The sequence below is a fragment of the Bradyrhizobium sp. HKCCYLS2038 genome (assembly GCF_051167655.1).
Lineage (GTDB): Bacteria > Pseudomonadota > Alphaproteobacteria > Rhizobiales > Xanthobacteraceae > Bradyrhizobium.
Window position 1 is genome coordinate 149,010 of sequence record NZ_JBNPTM010000002.1, and the last position, 19,012, is coordinate 168,021.

Consider the following 19,012-nt stretch of genomic DNA (forward strand, 5'->3'; position numbering starts at 1 on the left):
GAGGCGTCATCGCCAGCGCTCACAGCCAGGGGATCTGGGATTTCTCGTAACGGTAGGTTCTGAACACGCTGTTGGTGAATCCGCTGCCTGTCCTGCGGGCGGCAGCTTCAGGATATTCGCCGAAATATGGGATGATGTATTCCCAGACCAGCTCGCCCGCCGGCGTCACTTCGAACAGCCGACCCGTCGCCGCCTCGGTGATCACCGTATTGCCATTGGCCAGGCGCTGGGCGCCTCCCATGTAGGGTGAGAAGAACGCCGGCTTGAATGGATCTGCGTACATCCACACCACCTGACCGGTTGCGGGATCGACTTCGACGACCCGGGAGAACGGGGTCGATACACCCGGCCGAAAATTGCCGTTGTCGAAGATCAGGATGTTGCCGTTGTCCAGCTCGACCGGCGCATGCTGCTGGGCGACGATATCGTGACCGATTTGAAGCCGGACTTCGCCGGTGGTGCGATCGACGCCGATCACGCCCGAGGTCGTCCGCAGGCTCATCAGCACCAGCCCGCCCCGGGTCGCCCACAGGCCATTGATCATTGGCCAGTGGTAGCGGTCGAAGAACGGGTGAATCGGAAAATCCTCGGGCCGCAGATGGTCGCAGGCGCGCCACGACCAGACGAGATCGCCATTCCTGTCGACCTCCTTGATGACATCGCCATAGATGGTGCCATCGGGAATATCGTTGAGCGCGCTGCCGCCGACGATGCGGCTGGCGAACTCGCTCGCGAGCGGCTCCAGCGAGCAATACAGCAGATGACCGTTCGGCAGCCATTGCGCATCATGATGATGCGTCAGATCCGTGTGCTCCCAGACGACCTTCCCGTCCGGCGTCACTTCCGAGAAGGCGCCGCCGTGCCACATCGACCAGGCCAGATAGAGATCGGGAGACTCCGGATGATTGCCGCAATAACCAAGATTGCCGTTCGGCAGCAGCTGAGCGTATCGCCCGGGCCGCTGCGGCATCTGCCAAGTATGGACGGGCGTGCCGTCCATGGCGATGAGCGATACGCGGCCGCCATCGGTCTGCGGCGCGATCAGGGTGTAGCCCCCGGCGGACTTCGCTTCATCGTAGGCTATCAGACCGGTCCCGCGCCGGCGCCAGCTCACCTGATCGACTGCAGCCACGACGGCCCCCTCTCGAGAATTGGCGAAAACATGCAGACTAAATCGATTTAGTGATGGATAAATCCGATCACGCGGCCTACAAGTCAACAGTGAAAATGAGGCGTTCGACGCCCATTGCACGAGCAGGCTGATGCGAAAGCAAGCAGACACATCGATCCAGCGTGTCACGATCCGGGATATTGCGCGCGAGATCCATGTATCGACGGCGACCGTCTCGAACGCACTGACCGGTCAGCGTCCGGTCGATCCGGCGACGCGGCAACGTGTCATGGATGCCGCGGCCCGCCTCGGGTACACACCCAATCTCCGCGCCCGGCAGCTCCGCACCGGCCGCGCCGATACGATCGCGATCTTTTCCTCGATGCCGTCCTCGATCGCCGGCGGGCGCTCCCGCCTCGGCTTTCTCCTGGAGCTCGCCGGCTCAGCTGCCGAGAAGGCGCTTCAGCGCGGCATCGCGCTGATGCTGATCCCGCCGCTGGAAGCCGGCTGGGGTGCGCCACGCGACTTTCATATCGACGGCGCCATCGTCGTCGAGCCGCACGCTGATGATCCCGAGGTGGCCGCGCTGCGCCAGCGCAACCTCCCGGTCGTCACGATCGGACGCCAGCCCGACGCACGCGACATTGCCTGCGTGGATCTGCGCTCGGCGGCTGCGACCACGATGATGCTGCAGCATTTGTTCGATCAGCAGGTCCGCAACATGGCCCTGATCATCGGCTCCGAACGACGCAATTCCTATCTCGAGGCGCGGCAGGCCTATCAGCATTTCGTGCGGCGCAAGCGCATGAGGCCCGCCGTCATTGCCATTGATGAGACTGGCGGCGAGGACGCAGCCTGCGCCGCAACGGCCGCGCTGCTGCAGCAGCGGCCGGAGATCGACGGCATCTATGCCTCGGTCGACGTGTTCGCATCGGGCGCGCTCAGGGCCATCAATCAGTCGGGACGGCGCGTTCCGGCAGACGTCAAACTCGCCACTCGCTACGATGGATTCCATGCCCGGGATTCGATCCCCCCGATCACGGCATTCGACATGCGACTGAGTGACGTCGGCGCCGCTGCCGTGGATCTGCTTCTCCGCCAGATGCACGGCGACGAAGCGGCGCCATCACTCAGCAGTCCGGAACCGCAACTGATCCAGCGCGAGTCGTCACGTAGTCACGCGATGGCCCATCGTGCAGGATAGACCGCACGCCCGCGATGCCGGTTGGGGGCTGGACGTGGGGAACGCCGTCTGCGGCGATCGCTCAAGTCGCTTGGGCAGCGCGACGAGCCAATCGCCGGGAGCTTGCAGGTGAAGGCGGCGGCGCCAGAAGGCAAACAAGCGCAGCAACCGCCAGTGCCTGTCGTCACGCGCAAACTCATGAATGACGGCGATCAGGGCCTGCCACCCTGACCTTCCCGGCCTCCGCCGCAGGCTCGGCCGAAATCCCTGCCAATCGCTGCGCGAGCTTCTTCTTGACGTCGAGCTCCATGCCGCGCGCGATCTGAATGTGCTGGGCCTGGGCTGAGCCGGCGCCGTACATCGATTCCATCAGATAGCCGACGCATTGCGTCCCAGGGGCATGCTCTCGATCAGCCGCAGGCTGCGCACGTGCGACTCGGTCAGAATGTCACTGCGGCCCTTGAGGTCGTTCTCCATCGCAGAGCGCAAGTCGGCAAGTCGTAACTCAAGCTCCGAGGGCAGCGTAGCCGTGCGTCAGGACATCGGCGCCGCCGCTGTTCTCAGCCCCGGACCGCAGATCACCTTGTCACTGCCCACCCTGGTGCGGGACACAGCACGCGCGGATTCTGCACGTTTCAAACAGCAGGCATGACTGAACCATTTCGCGACGGGCTGCTGATCGTGTCGATACCGTCAGCCAATCTAAGAGGCTTGACGGCATCACCTTCTCGAGCAGTGGGCGTACTCTCGAAATGCCGACGCGAAGACCGCCGATTATACAGCTTGGTCGGGCCGCGAGCCCGTCCGTTGCTTCAATAAAACCGCACTTGCCGCTTAGGTGTGACAATCTGCAGTCGGCCATACGTGGCGCATCATCAACGAGGCGACCGAAAACCGCTTCTTTTTCCGCTACTTTGCCGCCGAAACTACGACAGCCCCTACTCCCAAACCATTGATGATGATGCTTCGTCGTTGATCTGCAAGAACAATTTTTCGATTCTGACGGTCTGATACCGACGGCATCGCCGGCTGAATTTTTGGTCTTGAACTCACAGGAAAATTTGAACCGCGCGTAGTGCTGGCGATTCCGGTATCTATCGGAATCAATCGACTGATCAGGTCGCCTGCGTAGACAAGATTGGGACACCCACCCCGGCGCGGCATCGTTCTAAATACCGTCAGAGATCGCCGTCGCGCTCGCCTGGCGACCGTGCGCTACCAGAATGGTCCGCTTTCGCGCCAAAAAGAGAGCGCGCCCTCAACGCGATGAGCCTGATGATCCGACCGCCTCATGGAGAAGTGCTTGGCGCTTACGCAGCTCCAACTGGCTATGCCCAAACCGCCGTCTAAAGACGGTGCCGAAGTGCGAGAAGCTCCTGAAGCCGCAACGACAGGCAACCTTGGTCAACGACGAGGACCGCGACTCCCGACGGATCGGCGCATATCGTAGCGGCGCTGCAGACGGCGGTCTAGGATCCACCCGGAGACCGACACCCCCGTGAGCCTGAAGAGAGAATGCAGGTGCCGGAGCGAGACGCCATTGTTCTTCGCGATCCTCTCCAGCGAGAGATCCGGATCGATCAGGCGCTCCTCGATCCAGGCCTTGACGGATCGCGGGCGCGGCCTTCTGGGCTGTCGTATCTTCTGCGAGTTCATCCCTGTCGCCCATGTCCAAGGCAAGCGCCAAGACGTCCATGAGCTCATCGCCCAGCCGGGCGCGCGCGGCCTAATCGATCGGCGAGCCTTCGGAGGCGAGCGTCGCACAGAACTCTGCCGCAATCCGCCCCAGCCCCGTGCTGTTGCCATGGTCGTCGCGACAGGGATTCGTACTCGCGTTGAAGCGCGAAGCGAACTCCGCGCGCGGAATCTCCAAATACAGCGACCGCACTTTGCGCATGCAATCCAGATCATAGGCCTCGGAAGCCGAAAATATCGACGCCTGGATGGGTGAGCAGCGACTGCCCGGCCTGGAGGACATTCATCTTTCCCTGCTCGACGAACTCGACGTAGTAGCAGTCGTTGTCGAGCTTCGCGATGTGGCGCTCGCGGGGCGTGATGCGCTCCGACAAGAGAACGTCAGTCATGGTGACGGCACCGAACCGCGCCTCCAGATGAAGCCCGATAGTCGGAGCGCTTCTCCGCTTCGACGTCGACATGGACATAGACATCGCATACCCTGCTAGGCGGTGTAGCGTTGGACGGCTCGAGGTCCTCTGTCGTGAATACAAGATTGATCGCTTGCCCCATAGGCAACAGCCACAAGTTCTTTGTGCGTCGCACAACAGAGAATAGTGCAATTCTAGATGTCTAGCGGCTCTGCGCAAGCCACCTTTGCACGCACACGCAAAACCTTTGCGCTCCGGGGCAAGCGCCGTTGGGGCGGCGAGCTATGAACAACAAGAAGCGGCTGACAGAGGGAAAGGATGCCTGCACGCGCTGCAGCGATGCCCGTCGATCCGCCTTGCGCGAAGACAACGAGGTTTACGAGACCCGTCACGTCCATTGCCGATATCGAGGCGCTCGAGCGGTTGCGGTACGATTCCCTAGTGCCTGCACGCATTCTCTAACACCTGTTCGAGGCGACGGCGCGATTGCGCCCCGGCGCGCTGACCATCCTGACGCCGTCGGGCGACGTCAGCCTCACGCATCGCCAGTTGCCCGGCAAAATATCCCGTGCCGCGAACTTAGTCAGGTCGTACGGGATCATGCCCGACGGTCCGACCGTCGCGATCCTTTGCCCGATCCTGCCGCAGGTCTTTCCCGCCTTGCTCGACGCCCAGGTGGCGGGCGTCGCGAGCTCGATCGACCATCTCCTCAACGAGGATACGATCGTCGACCTGCTCGAGGCGCAAGGTGGGACGGTGCTGGTGATCCCGTCGGAAGCGGCCGATGCCGCGATCTGGCAAACGGCCAGCAACGTGGCTGCGCGCGTAGCGTCTCCCTGGTCGTCGGCGAGAGCCGGCCCCTGCCGAGGCCGTCCGCGAGCTTCGACGCCGCTGGCCGACAGCCTGGCGAGCCTGCCGCAGACTTATCCGATCGAGGCCGCCTTGTGATGAAGCAGTGCCCGATCCGGAATTGATGAGAGACAACGATGAAGCGCCTTCGGTTCAGCCAGCAGGAAATCGTCTTCGCCGTCTTCGCGGCGCTGTTTCTCGTGTTCTCGATCGTCCTCAAGGGCTTCCTCACCGCCGACAACATGCTGACGCTGCTGCAGAACGTGGCGGTGCTGGGCATCCTCGGTCTCGCCATGGCCATCGTCGTGATCGGCCGGGGCATCGATCTGTCGCTCATCGCAGCGCTTGCGGTCCCCGGCGGCCTAGTCCTGCAGATGGTGCAGAACGGGCACTCACTTCCGGCGTCGCTGCTGGCCGCCGGCCTGCTCGCGATCGCGATCGGTCTGGTCAACGGCTGGCTCATCGCCTACGCCGAAGTGCCGCCGCTGTTTGCGACGCTCGCTAGTGGCATTTTCGTCGCGGGCCTCGGCCAGTCCGCCCTGTTTCAGCTCGACGTCGTGCAGTGGAGCGACGGCATGGCCGGGTTCGAGCGGCTCGGGCAAGGCAGCATTCTTGGCATACCCACCTCGATCGTGATGTTCGCGATCGCCTGCGTCGTGGTGTTCGTGCTGCTGCGCCAGACCCGCTGGGGCGCCTATATCTACGCCGTTGGCGACAATCCGTTCGCCGCACGTGTCACCGGCATTCCATCGCGACCGATCATCGTGCTGCAATATGTCCTGGCTGCGTTGATCGGCTGCTTTGCCGGTCTCGTCATGGCGGCGTCCGTCAACTCGATGCCCACGCGCATCTTCAACTCGACTCTGATCTACGACGTCATCCTCGTCGTCGTGCTCGGCGGCATCGGTCTGTCCGGCGGGCGCGGTGGCGTCGTGAACGTCATCATCGGCACGCTGCTGATCGGAACGATGCTCAACGGCATGACCATCCTGGACATCCCCTACGCCGGCCAGAACCTGATCAAGGGCGTCGTCCTTCTGGTCGCCGTCATCACCGACACGTTCCTAAATCCACGCAACGAGGAAACGGCTCAACAAGGCGACATCTAGTTCGCCGCAACATCGGGACTATCAAAGGAGGAAACAATGATTGATATTCAAAAGCTTGCATTTGCGGGTATCGCCGCCTCGGCGGTCGTGACCGCCGCAGTCCCCGCGTTCGCGCAACAGGGGCTCGACGAACCATTCCAGAAGCCCTTCCGCGACGCGCTCGCCGGCAAGACCGTTGCCTACGTGCCGGTGGCGATGAACTTCGATCTCACCGAAGGCTGGTACGCCGGCCTGAAGAAGGAGCTCGAGCCCTACGGCGTCAAGTTCGAGATTCGCGATCCCAACTGGAACACCAATGCCGGCGCCCAGGCCGTCACCTCGCTGATCTCGGAGAAGCCGGCGGTGATGGTGATCCACAATCCCGACGTGCAGACCTACGCAAAGCTGCTGCAGCGAGCCGAGAACGAGGGCATCTACGTCATCCAGATCAACATGGGCTCCGCCTATCGCAGCTCGGCCTTCGTCGGCGCGAACTGGATCGAGATCGGCGAACGGCAGACCGAAGGCGTGGTCAAGGCCTGCCAGGGCAAGTCGAACAAGATCGCGATCATCCAGGGTGCGCTGTCGGCGGCCGCGAGCGCATATACGCTGAAGGGCGTCGAGAACGTCCTCGCGAAACATCCCGAGATCAAGGTCGTCTCCAGCCAGGCCGCCGACTGGGACGCCGCCAAGGCCAAGGCCATCACGCAGACGGTGTTGAAGCAGAACCCCGATCTGTGCGGCATCGTCGGCTTCTGGGACGGCATGGACATCGGCACCGCGGCCGCCATCAAGGAGGCCGGGCTTACCGGCAAGGTCTTCCTGGCGACCTCCGGCGGCGGCGAGCGCAAGGGCGCCTGCGAGCTCGTGAAGAACGGTTCATTCGACCTCAACATGAGCTACGACGTACCGACGCAGGCGGCCCAGATGGCCGGCACCATCAAATGGCTGTTGTCGTCGGGCGCCAAGCCCGGATCGGTCAAGGGATCGGAGTACACGACGCTCGTTCCGATCACCAAAGACAACGCCGACAGCCAGACGACGTGCTGGAATCTCTCCGATCTCAAGAAGTGATCGTCGCATGAACGCACGTCCCGGGCTCGCCCCGGGACGCGCACCCATTGTCTGATTGGAATGCATGGAAGGCATATGCGCGAGACATTCACTCGGCTGCGATATCGCTACTGGCCGGATCACCTCCTCGGCGAGATCCTGTCCAAGCGATGGACCGAAACCGCCGTTCCGGTCATCCTGCTCCTGATCGTCGGCTTCGCGCTCAGTCGGTCGCTCGAGCATTTCCTGTCGCCGTCAAGCCTCGCCGACACCGCGCGCCAGGCCGGCGAGATAGGCTTCATCGGTCTAGGCATGGGGCTGGTGGTAATCGTGGGCGGCATCGATCTCTCGGTCGGATCGATGTTCGCGCTCACGGATTTCTGCGCGCTCTATCTGCTCGACGTGCTCGGCTGGCCGATCCCCGCCGTGATCGTCGCGACCATGGTCTTCGGCGGCCTGCTAGGCGCCGTGAACGGCTTCCTGATCGGTTACCTCCGGCTTCGCGCCTTCATCACAACGCTCATCACGCTGATCATCTACCGCTCGGCATTCGACCTCCTGATCCAGCGCTACTCCAACGCCATCGCATCGGCCCTTCCCGACATTCCGTCTTGGGATTTCATCGGCGGCGGCAGCGTGCTCGGGATTCCGAGCGTCGCGATCGTCTACATCGCGATCGCGATCTTCGGCCACATCTTCCTGACACGGTTGCGGCCCGGCTGGCATATCACCGCAATCGGCGGATCGCGCCGCTCGGCCTACAATTCAGGCATCCCGGTGCGCCGGACCATCGCGCTCTGCTATATCGCGAGCGGCGTACTGACGAGCATCGGCGCGCTGTTCTTCGCGGCCCGTCTCGGCACCGTCGGCGGCGACATCGGCGTCGGCCTCGAGGTGATCGTGCTGACGGCGACCGTGCTCGGCGGCATCACGCTCGGCGGCGGCAAGGGGTCGGTCGTCAAGTCGGCGGTCGGCGTCCTGATCGTCCTCCTGATCACCAACGGCTTGACGGCGATGAACGCTCGCGGCGGAGCCAACCGCATGGCGCTGGCCAGCATCCTGCTGGTCGCCGCGATGGTCGATATCCGCTGGCAGAAAAACCGTACGCGCATCATCAGCAAGGTCTATGTCGCGCCGACCTATCATGCGCTGCCGCCGCCGCCCCCGACCGAGATCGGCAAAGGCGGACCGTTCGAGCAGAACGACAAGCTGCGCGAGGTCTCGTCGATCGGGCTCGGGCGGATCGAGGCCCCCGAGGACGTCATCCTCGACCGCAACGACGTGCTCTACGCCGGATCTCGCCACGGCGACATCATCCGGTTCTTCCCGCCCGACTATGAGCGCATGGAGGTATTCGCTCATATCGGTGGCCAGCCGCTCGGTATGGCGTTCGACCGCGAGGACAACCTCTACGTCTGCATCGGCGGCATGGGGCTCTATCGCATCAAGCCGGACGGCACCGTCGAGAAGGTCACCGACGAGACCAATCGCAGCATGTACTCGGTCAACGACGACAGCCGGCTTCGGCTCGCCGACGATCTCGACATCACCGATGACGGGTTGATCTTCTTCTCCGAGGCGACCGTCCGCTACGAGATGGACGAGTGGCCGGTCGACGGCCTGGAGGCCCGCGGCAACGGCCGCATCATCTGCTACGACACCAAGACCGGCATCACGCACACCGCGCTGCGCGGGCTCAAATTCCCGAACGGCGTCGCAGTCGCGAGCGACGGGCAGTCGATCCTGTTCGCGGAGACCTTCGGCTGCTCGATCAAGCGCTACTGGTTCGCCGGACCGATGAAGGGCGCCGTCGAGGTCGTGATGGACAATCTGCCGGGATACCCCGACAACATCAACCTCGCCTCAGACGGCAATTACTGGCTGGCGCTGGTCGGCATGCGCAGCCCCTCGCTCGATCTCGCCTGGAAAATGCCGGGCTTCCGCCGCCGCATGGCCAAGCGGGTGCCGGTCGACGAATGGCTGTTCCCGAACATCAACACCGGCTGCGTCGTCAAGTTCAACGAACAGGGCAAGATTCTTGAATCGTTCTGGGACCTCAAGGGCCTCAATCACCCCATGATCACGTCGATGCGCGAGCACCGCGGATATCTCTATCTCGGTGGCATCCTCAACAATCGCATCGGCCGGTATAAGCTGGCCAACGCCGATCCCGGTTTCGTCCAGTATGACAAGCGTTGGGGGAAACGATCGTGATCGAGGCCGTCCGCGAATTCGCCAACCGCATCCTCGGCCGCGGCGACGCGACCATCACCGTTCCGTCGTTCGACGGCGCGCTGAAACCCAACCAGCTCCTCGAGCGGGCCGAGACCCTGTTGGAGTGCGACGCGCCGGAAGATCTCGCAATCGACGGCAATTCGCTGCTCGTTGCCGACGGCATGCGGCTGCTCCGCCTGACCGTATCGTCGGCCACAACGGTCCGTACCTTCGACCGGCCGATCTCCGCCCTCGCCGTGCTGCCCTCCGGCGGCATCGCCGTCGCGCTCGGCGGCACCGAGGTCCATGTCTACGACGATACAGCCGCAAAGACACCCTCGTCGACCTTCACTGGCGAATTGCATGCCGTCAACGCGTTGGCCGCCGCGTCCGACGGCACGCTGATCGCGACCGACGGCTCGTCGCTGCGCGGCGTCGGCGACTGGGCTCGCGACCTGATGGAGCTTGGCGATACTGGCCGCGTGTTTCGGCTTGATCCGAAGACGCGGACCATCAGGCAGATTGCCGGCAGGCTGCATTACGCGTTCGGCGCGGCGGCGAGCGGCCGCGACGTCGTCATCAGCGAGAGCTGGGGGCACCGGATCGTATCGATTGCGCCCGACGGCACGCGCAGGGTCCTGCTCGGCCGTCTGCCGGTCTATCCCTCCAGGCTTTCGCCTGCGCGCGGCGGAGGGTTCTGGCTTACGGCATTCACCGCGCGCACGCAGCTCGTGGAGTTCGTACTGCGCGAGCCGGCCTACCGCCGCCGCATGATGGCGGAGATCGATCCGGAATACTGGATCGTCCCACGGCTCAACTCCGGAAACTCGTTCAAGGAGCCGCTGCAGGGCGCCCACATCAAGACCATGGGCGTCATGAAGCCGTGGGCTCCTCCACGCTCCTACGGCCTCGTCATCCGGCTTGGCGCCGACGGCCTGCCGCGCTACTCGCTGCACAGCCGCGCCGATGGCGTCAATCACGGCATCGTGGCGGCGGCCGAGCTGGGCGACGATCTCGTCGTGATCGCCAAAGGACCGGGCCGCGTACTCAAGCTGCCGGTCGCGGTGGCCGGCGAGGAGGTCAGCCCATGAGCGACATCGTCCTGTCCCTCTCCAAGGCGACGAAACTCTATGCCGGCGTGCCGGCGATCGACGGCGTCGATTTCGACCTGCGGCGCGGCGAGATCCACGCCCTGGTCGGAGAAAACGGCGCAGGCAAGTCGACCCTAACGAAGGTCATGGCCGGCGTCGTGACGCTGACCTCGGGCGCCATGGCCGTCGACGGCAAAGCCGTCGCTCCGAAGACGCCGCTCGAATCGCGCAACCTCGGCATCGCGATGGTGTTCCAGGAGAACAGCCTCGTGCCCACGATGACCGTGGCGCAGAACCTGTTTCTCGGTCAGGAGAAATTCTACAACCGGCTGCGCGGCATCTACATCGCGGCCCAGCAGTTCCTGCAATCGCTCAACTTCGACGTGACGCCGACGGCGACCGTCGGTGGACTGGGCGCGGCCAAAAAGCAGATGGTCGAAATCGCCCGTGCGGTCCTGCACAAGGCCAAGGTCATCATCTTCGACGAGCCGACGGCCACGCTGACGCCGGAGGAGAAGAAGTACTTCTTCGATCTGGTGCGCGACCTGAAGAAGCGCGGCGTGTCGATCGTCTTCATTTCGCACGCGCTCGAGGAGGCGCTGCTGCTCGCCGACCGCATCACCGTCCTGCGCGACGGAAAGCATGTCGTGACCGACGACGCCTCGAAGTTCGACCGCGCACGCATCATCCAGGCCATGGTCGGTCGCAACCTTTCCAACACGCTCTATGGCACCCGCAAGGAGACCGTTCGCCCCGGCGGCAAGCGCGTCCTGACCGTGCAGAACCTGAAGATGGCGCCGATGGTGAAGAACAATTCGCTGTCGGTGTTCGCAGGCCAGATCACCGGCGTATTCGGCCTGGTCGGCGCGGGCCGCACCGAGACGTTCAAGATCGTATCGGGCGTCCTGAAGCGCGACTTCTTCCACGGCGGCGAAATCCTGCTCAACGACAGGCCGGTGCGTTACCGGGTGCCCGCCCCGGCCGTGAAGGCCGGCATCGCCTATGTGACCGAGGACCGCAAAGTCGAAGGCTTCTTCGAGACCGCCTCGATCGCGCGCAACATCTATCTCGGCCTGCTCGCCAAGTTTCCGGCGGGCCACGCCTGGCTGTCGCGGCGCGAAAGCAATGCGGCGGCCAAGACCTGGATCGAGCGCCTCAAGGTCCGCGCCATCGGCGACGAGGTCAAGGTCGTCGAGCTCTCGGGCGGCAACCAACAAAAGGTCGTCATCGCCAAATCGCTGATCCAAGACCCGGAGCTGATCATCTTCGACGAGCCGACGCGCGGTGTCGACGTTGGCGCCATCGTTGAGATCCACGAGCTGATCAACCGGCTAGCCGACGAAGGCAAGGCGGTTGTCGTGATCTCCTCCTATCTTCCAGAGATCTTGGCGCTGTCCGATCGCATCCTGGTCTCGCGGCAGGGCAAGGTCGTCGAGGAGTTTTCGGCGATCGAAGCTACAGAAGAGAAGATCATGTACGCGGCAATACATTGATGACCAGCGAGATCGGCTAATTAGGTGTCCTTCTACCCTGGGGCAACCTCGTCAACGGCCCCCTCCGCTTTGCGCCAAAACCTGCCTGACATCGAGGCTGGAGCTTAGGACGCCCGCCTTTCGTGCGATTGAAATGCGCTGCAATACTCGGTTAGCAAACCGCGGTGGATTACATCCCTCGACAACGATAAGCAAAGCTCACTACTTCGGGTAAGGTCCTCGATGTGAAGGGAACGAGCATGACCCAACTAGACTATCGACTACGCTAAACTGCGCGACAGCAGCCGACCGCCCTACTCCCACTCGATTATCTTGCACGGCACTAAAGCATTAATCCGGAGTGCTTTTGCCGACATGCAACATCGGGACGCCGATGGCGAGACCGACGATTTTCTCCGATCTTGATTCCACAGGAATATTTTGCGGGGTCATGCCGAGCTTCTCTTCATCAACTATCGGCTGCTATTGCCGGCACAGCAGCAAGTCGTTTGATGGTTCCATACAGAACAGCGCATCATCTTCGGCAAGGGCGCGCCAACGCCGCGTGCTGCTCATGCCCTCCCCAAGGGATTCTTCGATTTTAACCAGCGCAAGGCCAGCCTTAGCGCAAGGCTCAGCTCTGGCGCGACGAAATCCAGAAAGGCCCTGCGCTTGAACGGCTGGGGCTGCTGCACGAGGTTGACCGGCGTTGGACAATCATCCTGCCGGTGCAGGATCTGCACCAGCCAGCTTCCGGTGCGCGTCCGGCTTTGGCCGTGACGACCTCTCATCCGATCGACAGCATCACCGCACGTTGCAGCGCCGATGCTCCGCCTGCGCGGCGCCTGACAGCGGTGGAAACGGCGAAGGCTAATCCCTGAAACAGCCGCCAGTCCAACCGAACCGCTGTCAAAAAATGTAAAGGTGCCGGACTACACCATACGAGCGCTACCTGTGCGCAGCGCAGACGCCGGTCGACCGGCCTGGCGACGGTAAAAGTCAGCGGCCCGCCGCCGTCCGGACAAGCAGATCGTCAATCCGGCTCCTTCGAAGCAGCCGTCGGATCCAGCGTGCGACGGCGCGCCCCCAGGCGGGACCTGCGGATGCGGCGCTTGCGAAACTCCAATCCGCACATCGCGACGTCGACGCTTTCGACAGGCCGACGCAGCCGCCGGCCGTGGAATCCAAGCCACTTTTCGACCTGGCGCACCAGGATGCGATCGAGGCCGAGACGTCGCAGCAATTCGTCCCGCGTGTGCAGCGATGCAATATCGATCAGGTGGTCGAACCGTTCCGTCATGGTCCGGCCGACGAGCCGTGCATGATCACTCGAGACCAGCGATGTCACGACCCGCTCAGGCAAATGCGGCTCACCCATGTCCCAATCCCGCACTCCGCCGTGCCTGCTGGCCAATTGACGATGCCGGCCCTCCGAATTTCGCAATCACCACGACCACCGCTGCAAAATCCGGCCGTGCCGCTCCCTGAGCGCCACGGCCTACCCGACAATTGCTCTCACCCCGCGCGAACGCTGCCGCCTGCGGGCCAGGCCTCGCGAAAAGCATCACGAGTAGACCGGCTCGGCCAGACCAGGCTCCGGGCTGCGGTGCCTCGCCGCGCTCGACACCAGGGCGGCCGTGATCTCCTGGGCCCGCATCGGCAGCACCGACAGCAGCGTGTCGCTCAGACCGTGCGAGATCTCCGAGCAGCCCTGCAGATAGATCTGCGGCCGGAACGCCGGACTGGTCTGGAGGCGATAGTCCCGGTCGAGCGCGCCGCCCTCGACATAGCGAAGGATCGGATCGAGAAAGGCGGGCGCCGGCGATCGTTCGTAGCCGGTGGCGAGCACCACCGCATCGTAGGTCTGACGGTGACGCACATCCTCGTCCTTGTTCAGCATCTCCAGCACAATGCCGCCGGGGCCGGCCTCGACCGTGGCGATTTCGCTGCGGGGATGCAGCGTCAGCTTGCGCTCGCCGACGACCCGCTGCTGATAGGTCATCCGATAGAGCTGATCGAGCAGATCCGGATCGACCACCGCGTAATTGGTGTTCCGGAAGCTGCGGACGATGGCCTCTCGCTGGCCGCCCGTCTGCGCATAGAAATAATCCGTATAGTCCGGGTTGAAGATCTCGTTCACGAACGGACTGCTGTCCGACGGCTTCAGCGCATGCCCGCGGAACACGAGGTCGATCTGCGCGTCCGGGCACCGCTCGCTGAGATCGAGCGTCACCTCCGCAGCGCTCTGGCCGCCGCCGATGACGGCGACGCGCGGCGCCGGCCCATCCGATCGCACAGCCAGGCGCGAGTCGAGATATCCGCTCGTGTGAATCAGGCGCGGATCTCTCGCGATGGCCTGAAACAGCGCCGGAACGTGCGGCACGCCGCCGACGGCGACCACGAGGTTGCGCGCGATCCGCGACCGCTCCGCGCCGTCCTCCGTCCGCGTCACGACGCGCAGCGCGACCACGGCCTGGCCGGACGTCACCGGCTCGACGGCGACGACCGTCTCGCCATATTCCACCAGCGCGCCGAATTGTCCAGCCGCCCAGCGCAGGTAGTCGTTGAACTCGATCCGGCTCGGGTAGAACGTCTTGCAATTGGTAAAGTCGAGCAGGCGTCCCGACTTGTGCAGGTAGTTGATGAAGGTGAACGGGCTGGTCGGATCGCGCAGCGACACCAGGTCCTTGAGGAAGGAGATCTGCATGTTGCTGCCGGGCAGTAGCATGCCGCCATGCCATTTGAAGCTCGGCTGCTTCTCGACGAACAAGGCCCGGCAATCCACACGCTGCTGCCGCATGCAGTCGTCGAGCGCGATCGCCAGCGCAAGGTTGGAAGGACCGAAGCCGACGCCGACGACGTCATAGTCTGAGGCGGAATGATACGACATGGACTGATGCTCCGTCAGCGTTGGGTCTGGACCGTCACGTCCTTTGCGGCCGGCTGCCACAGCCGATCGCCAAAGAAGCGCTCGCGGAGCAACATGACCAGGGTTGCCCGCTTGTGGGGAAAGTCGAAGTTCTTGATCCGGGCAAAGCCGGCGCGATCGAGGTTGCGCAGCTGCTGCCGATGGGCCGCGGCCGGCTCCCCGACGATGCGCTGGGTCCTGATATCGTCGAGGAACATGTAGTGCATGAGCGAGGGCAGCCACGCGGTGATGAAGTCACGGCCACGACAGGAGTCCTCGCCGACGATCACGTGCCAGCCCCGGTCATAATCATCAGCGTCGTAGAACGGCGCGATCCGGTTTTCCTTGGCCCAATAGAGCTCGAAATAGCCGAACGGCTGATCGCCGAAGCAGCCGATCATCGGCAGCATGTGCGGATCCGACAGGATCTTCGACAGATATTGCCGATGCTTGTCGAGGTCGCCGGCCTCGTTCCAGAACGCATCCACCCGCGGATCATTGAGCCAGCGATGGACCAGCGACAGGTCTTGCTCGATATCGACGACCCGAAAGCTCACGGTGGTCGAGAGCCAGGGAATGAAGCGCGCATAGACGCCGCCGACCGGCTTCGGCGGACGCAGCGGATGGCGTTTGCCATCGGTCATGACATGGGACAGCGGAAAGGCCGGGCGCGCCGGATCCGTCAGCCAGCTCTCGCGCCGCTGCATCACCATGTCGGACCACAGCACGGGTCTGCCGTCCACGACGACGGCAAGCCCCTGCCCCGCCAGCACCGACGCTGCCATCGGCCTGCCCGGACAATTGACGGCAAGCCTGTCGCGCGACGAATGCACGGCAAACAGCGCTTCCGCCGCTGCGGCGATGCCGCTTGCGATCATCAGCGGGTCCTCGGTGCCGTCCAGCACGGTCAGTTCGCCCCGCTCGTCATCCAGCCGAAGCGTCAGCACCACCGCTCCTTCGGCGATGACACGAAGCGTCTCGTTGTCGTGAACGACCGACATTGCAGTCATGGTCCCCTTCGGGACTATCTGCCCTTCCTTGACGAAGCGCCCAGCGGCGTTCATGCGCGTCTCTCCTGATTGCCTTGTGCGTTCCCTTGCGCGTTCCCTTGCACGAGCCTCACCGCCGTCGTCTCCCGCTCAGGATGTAATTTGGCCGCTGCGTCGAAAACAAGAATGTCAGCAGTGCCCACACTGGATTAGTTACAAGACTGAAACTCACGCTCGCGATTCCTCGTGTGTCGCAACGTCATCTTGCACGGACGATCGCGGTGCGAGCCTGGGTGACGGCAGCTCCTGCCGGTGATCCGCACCATCCTCATCGAGCCGTCCGTTCCGGAGTCGCACGATCCTGTCAGCGCAATGGAAGTAGCGATCATCATGCGAGATCACGATGATCGTCTTGCCGAGGCGCTTCAGGTCGGCGAGCAGCTCCGTGTAGAAGATGTGACGGAACGCCGGATCCTGATCGGCCGCCCATTCGTCGAACACGAGCACCGGGCGGCCCTCGATCCAGGCATTGATCAGCGCCAGCCGCTTGCGCTGACCGGTCGACAGGTCGGTCGTGGAGAACGTTCCGTTCTCGACCGAAACCTTGTGGGCGAGCTCGAGGCGATCGAGGTAGCGTTGGGCGGCCTCGGGCGCCTGATCGCCGTTCCGCAGCAGCGTGTCGAACAGGTAGTAGTCCGAGAACACCGTCGTGAAGAGCTGTCGATAGTCGTCGCGGGACTGAGCCTCGACGGCCACGCCGTCGCGCAGCACCTGCCCCTGATCGGGCACGTACAGCCCCAGCAGCAGCTTGATCAGGGTCGTCTTGCCGCTGCCGTTCTCGCCGACGATGAAGACGATCTCGCCGCGCCCGATGCGCAGATCGATCGGCCCGAGCGCGAAGGACGTCCCGCCAGCAGAGGCATCGAAGGCATAGGTGATGCCGCGCAGCGCGATGGAATGGGTCAGCTCGGCGGGCCTGTCCGCCGGAGCCGCGAGCAGATCGTCCTCCGCGGCGGCAAAGCGGTCGGAGAGCTCGGCAATCCGCCGCATGGCGACCTGCGCCTTTCCCAGCGACGGCAGCATGCCAATCAACTGATCGATCGGGCCGCGCATGAACAGCAGGATCAGCACAAAGCCGCTGGACACCGCCGGCGGGCTGTCCGGCCAAAGCAAGGGCCGAAGCACCAATGCGGTGCCGATCACACCGAACAGCATCACCGTGCCGAGCGCGCGCGCCGTGACCAGGAGATTGATCGCGCTGATCTGGACGTCGCTGATCTGCTCGACGGTCCGCTGGATCAGGTCGACATGCACGTGATGGCGGCGAGGCCGGTGGAGACGCAGCTCCTTGGCGCCTTCGGCAATCGTCCGATAGTGCCTCTGCAGGTCATCCTCGTACTGGCGGGCCAGGTTGAAGCCGGAGATCCCGCGCTGGCGCGCGCGGGCATGCGCGAGTGATCCGAGCACGATCAGCGTCGCCGTCACCAGGAACAGCGGCCATGACAGCACGGCGAGATAGACCAGGCAGCCGGTGACGACGACTCCCGAGACCAGGAAGGCCGGAAAGAAGAAAGCGAAGTCGCTGATCGCATCGACATCCTTGGTCAGCACCGGGATCAGCCGATGAGCGCGGTAGGATTCCAGCTCGTCGATCGGCGCCATCAGGATCCTGGAGGCCAGCGACTTGCGCAGCGCGGCGATGATGCGCTGGCCGACGATATTGGCGCTGATGTCCGAGCCGACCGAGCCGATCACGATCAGGACGCAGAGGCCGGCAAAGGAGGCGACGAGGTGGCCGACGTCGCCGGAGCCGGCATAGAGACCCTTATTCACCACCGCGAGCAGGCCGGCGACGCTGGCGCCGCCGACGAGGCCGAGCAGGATCGCTGCCAGCACCAGCTTCCAGTAGGGCCGCAGCAGGCCGCCGAGATGGACGGCCGCGGGATTGGACGAGGTCGTCATCAGTGGCTGTCTCCGGATTGCCGGGCGTAGGCGTCGGCCAGTCGTTCGCCGATCTCGGCGCGCGCCTGCAGCGCATCCGGCACGACGTTGCCCATGCGCAGGAACTCGTGAATCATGCCGGGATAGATCCTGAGATCGACGGCAACGCCGGCGGCGAGCAGACGCGCGGCATAGTCGCGTCCTTCGGCGATCAGCGGATCGAACTCCGGCAACACCATCATTGCAGGCGCCACTCCGGAGAAGTCGGGTGCGGCCAGCGGCGCGAACCGCCAATCATGACGATCGGAGTCCTCGCGCAGATAGTGGTTGAAGAACCAGTCCACGGTGTCGCGCTCGAGCAGGAAGCCCGAGCCGTATGTGGCGTAGGATTCCGACGATTGCTGCGGGCTGAGGCCGGGATAGGCCAGCACCTGCAGCAGCGGCTGCGGCAAGGCCCGGTCGTCGCGGGCCGCAATCGCCAGCGCCGCCGCCAATGTGCCGCCCGCACTGTCGCCTCCGACGGCGACGCGGCGCGGGTCGAGGCCCGCGGCCGGTCCCTCGCGCCCGATCCAGGCAAGCGCATCCACGCAATCCTCGAATGCGGTCGGAAAGCGATGCTCGGGCGCCAGCCGATAACCGACCGACAGCACGGCCGCGTTGCTGTCGCTGGCGAGGCCACGACACAGCGGCTGGTGCGAGTCGAGGCTGCCGACGACGAAGCCGCCGCCATGCATGTAGAGCAGCACCGGCTGCGGCGCGGCGCGCTCAGGCGTGCGGCCGGCGTAGAGCCGCGCTGCGATCGTCGCGCCATCGCGCATCGGCAGCGCGAGTTGCGTCTCGAAGGCGAGCGGCGGCGGATCGACGTCCAGCAGCGGCGAGGACGCATCGAAATCGGCGCGCGCCTGCACCGGCGTGAGCTGCGGGAATGGCACGCGCGCGCCGGTCTCGGTCCCCAGCTGGATCATCTCGAGCAGCGCTGCGATGTCTGGATGAAGGCTCATCGTCACC

Annotated in this window: 16 protein-coding genes; 7 read left to right on the forward strand and 9 right to left on the reverse strand. The window is 64.0% G+C overall.

From position 1 onward, the window contains the following. Positions 1–19 precede the first annotated feature (19 nt). Positions 20–1,300, reverse strand: a complete 1,281-nt coding sequence (locus tag ACQR1I_RS09910; protein WP_434864434.1) for an aryl-sulfate sulfotransferase — start codon at positions 1,298–1,300, stop codon at positions 20–22. Between ACQR1I_RS09910 and ACQR1I_RS09915 the strand changes: the two genes are divergently transcribed. Beyond that, positions 1,263–2,315, forward strand: coding sequence for a substrate-binding domain-containing protein (locus tag ACQR1I_RS09915; protein WP_434864435.1), 1,053 nt, complete (start codon positions 1,263–1,265; stop codon positions 2,313–2,315). The genes ACQR1I_RS09910 and ACQR1I_RS09915 overlap by 38 nt on opposite strands. 175 nt (positions 2,316–2,490) lie before the next feature. On the opposite strand, the gene ACQR1I_RS09920 is transcribed toward ACQR1I_RS09915, so the two are convergent. After that, positions 2,491–2,655 carry a hypothetical protein gene (locus ACQR1I_RS09920; RefSeq protein ID WP_434864436.1) on the reverse strand — a complete coding sequence of 55 codons (165 nt, stop codon included), beginning with the start codon at positions 2,653–2,655 and terminating at the stop codon, positions 2,491–2,493. 1,546 nt (positions 2,656–4,201) lie between these two features. Next, positions 4,202–4,378, reverse strand: a complete 177-nt coding sequence (locus ACQR1I_RS09925; protein ID WP_434864437.1) for a hypothetical protein — start codon at positions 4,376–4,378, stop codon at positions 4,202–4,204. Positions 4,379–4,999: 621 nt separating this feature from the next. Between ACQR1I_RS09925 and ACQR1I_RS09930 the strand changes: the two genes are divergently transcribed. The 6 genes from ACQR1I_RS09930 (at position 5,000) to ACQR1I_RS09955 (ending at position 12,187) form a co-directional block, all read left to right on the forward strand. After that, complete coding sequence (locus ACQR1I_RS09930; protein WP_434888727.1) at positions 5,000–5,347, forward strand: hypothetical protein; 348 nt, start codon at positions 5,000–5,002, stop codon at positions 5,345–5,347. A gap of 38 nt (positions 5,348–5,385) precedes the next feature. Further along, complete coding sequence (locus tag ACQR1I_RS09935; protein WP_434864439.1) at positions 5,386–6,357, forward strand: ABC transporter permease; 972 nt, start codon at positions 5,386–5,388, stop codon at positions 6,355–6,357. A 36-nt stretch (positions 6,358–6,393) separates the two neighbouring features. Next, on the forward strand, positions 6,394–7,410 hold the full coding sequence (locus tag ACQR1I_RS09940) for a sugar ABC transporter substrate-binding protein (RefSeq protein WP_434864440.1): 1,017 nt from the start codon (positions 6,394–6,396) through the stop codon (positions 7,408–7,410). Between the two features lie 75 nt (positions 7,411–7,485). Beyond that, positions 7,486–9,603 (forward strand): ABC transporter permease, encoded by a 2,118-nt coding sequence (locus ACQR1I_RS09945; RefSeq protein WP_434864441.1) that lies wholly within the window; start codon positions 7,486–7,488, stop codon positions 9,601–9,603. Further along, positions 9,600–10,694, forward strand: coding sequence for a hypothetical protein (locus tag ACQR1I_RS09950; RefSeq protein WP_434864442.1), 1,095 nt, complete (start codon positions 9,600–9,602; stop codon positions 10,692–10,694). Before ACQR1I_RS09945 ends, ACQR1I_RS09950 begins: the two co-directional genes overlap by 4 nt. Then, positions 10,691–12,187, forward strand: a complete 1,497-nt coding sequence (locus tag ACQR1I_RS09955; protein WP_434864443.1) for a sugar ABC transporter ATP-binding protein — start codon at positions 10,691–10,693, stop codon at positions 12,185–12,187. Before ACQR1I_RS09950 ends, ACQR1I_RS09955 begins: the two co-directional genes overlap by 4 nt. A 551-nt stretch (positions 12,188–12,738) precedes the next feature. Here the strand turns inward: ACQR1I_RS09955 and ACQR1I_RS09960 are convergent. The 6 genes from ACQR1I_RS09960 to ACQR1I_RS09985 form a co-directional block, all read right to left on the reverse strand. Then, positions 12,739–12,909: a hypothetical protein gene (locus ACQR1I_RS09960; RefSeq protein ID WP_434864444.1), complete on the reverse strand. Its 171-nt coding sequence runs from the start codon at positions 12,907–12,909 to the stop codon at positions 12,739–12,741. A 290-nt stretch (positions 12,910–13,199) separates the two neighbouring features. Next, positions 13,200–13,544, reverse strand: a complete 345-nt coding sequence (locus ACQR1I_RS09965; RefSeq protein WP_434864445.1) for a hypothetical protein — start codon at positions 13,542–13,544, stop codon at positions 13,200–13,202. Positions 13,545–13,730: 186 nt separating this feature from the next. Then, entirely contained in the window at positions 13,731–15,056 is a 1,326-nt protein-coding gene (locus ACQR1I_RS09970) for a lysine N(6)-hydroxylase/L-ornithine N(5)-oxygenase family protein (RefSeq protein WP_434864446.1), read from the reverse strand. 14 nt (positions 15,057–15,070) lie between these two features. Continuing rightward, positions 15,071–16,138 (reverse strand): GNAT family N-acetyltransferase, encoded by a 1,068-nt coding sequence (locus ACQR1I_RS09975; protein WP_434864447.1) that lies wholly within the window; start codon positions 16,136–16,138, stop codon positions 15,071–15,073. A gap of 153 nt (positions 16,139–16,291) precedes the next feature. Then, positions 16,292–18,025, reverse strand: coding sequence for a cyclic peptide export ABC transporter (locus ACQR1I_RS09980; protein ID WP_434864448.1), 1,734 nt, complete (start codon positions 18,023–18,025; stop codon positions 16,292–16,294). Further along, positions 18,025–19,005 (reverse strand): alpha/beta hydrolase, encoded by a 981-nt coding sequence (locus ACQR1I_RS09985; protein ID WP_434864449.1) that lies wholly within the window; start codon positions 19,003–19,005, stop codon positions 18,025–18,027. Before ACQR1I_RS09985 ends, ACQR1I_RS09980 begins: the two co-directional genes overlap by 1 nt. Positions 19,006–19,012: the final 7 nt, after the last annotated feature.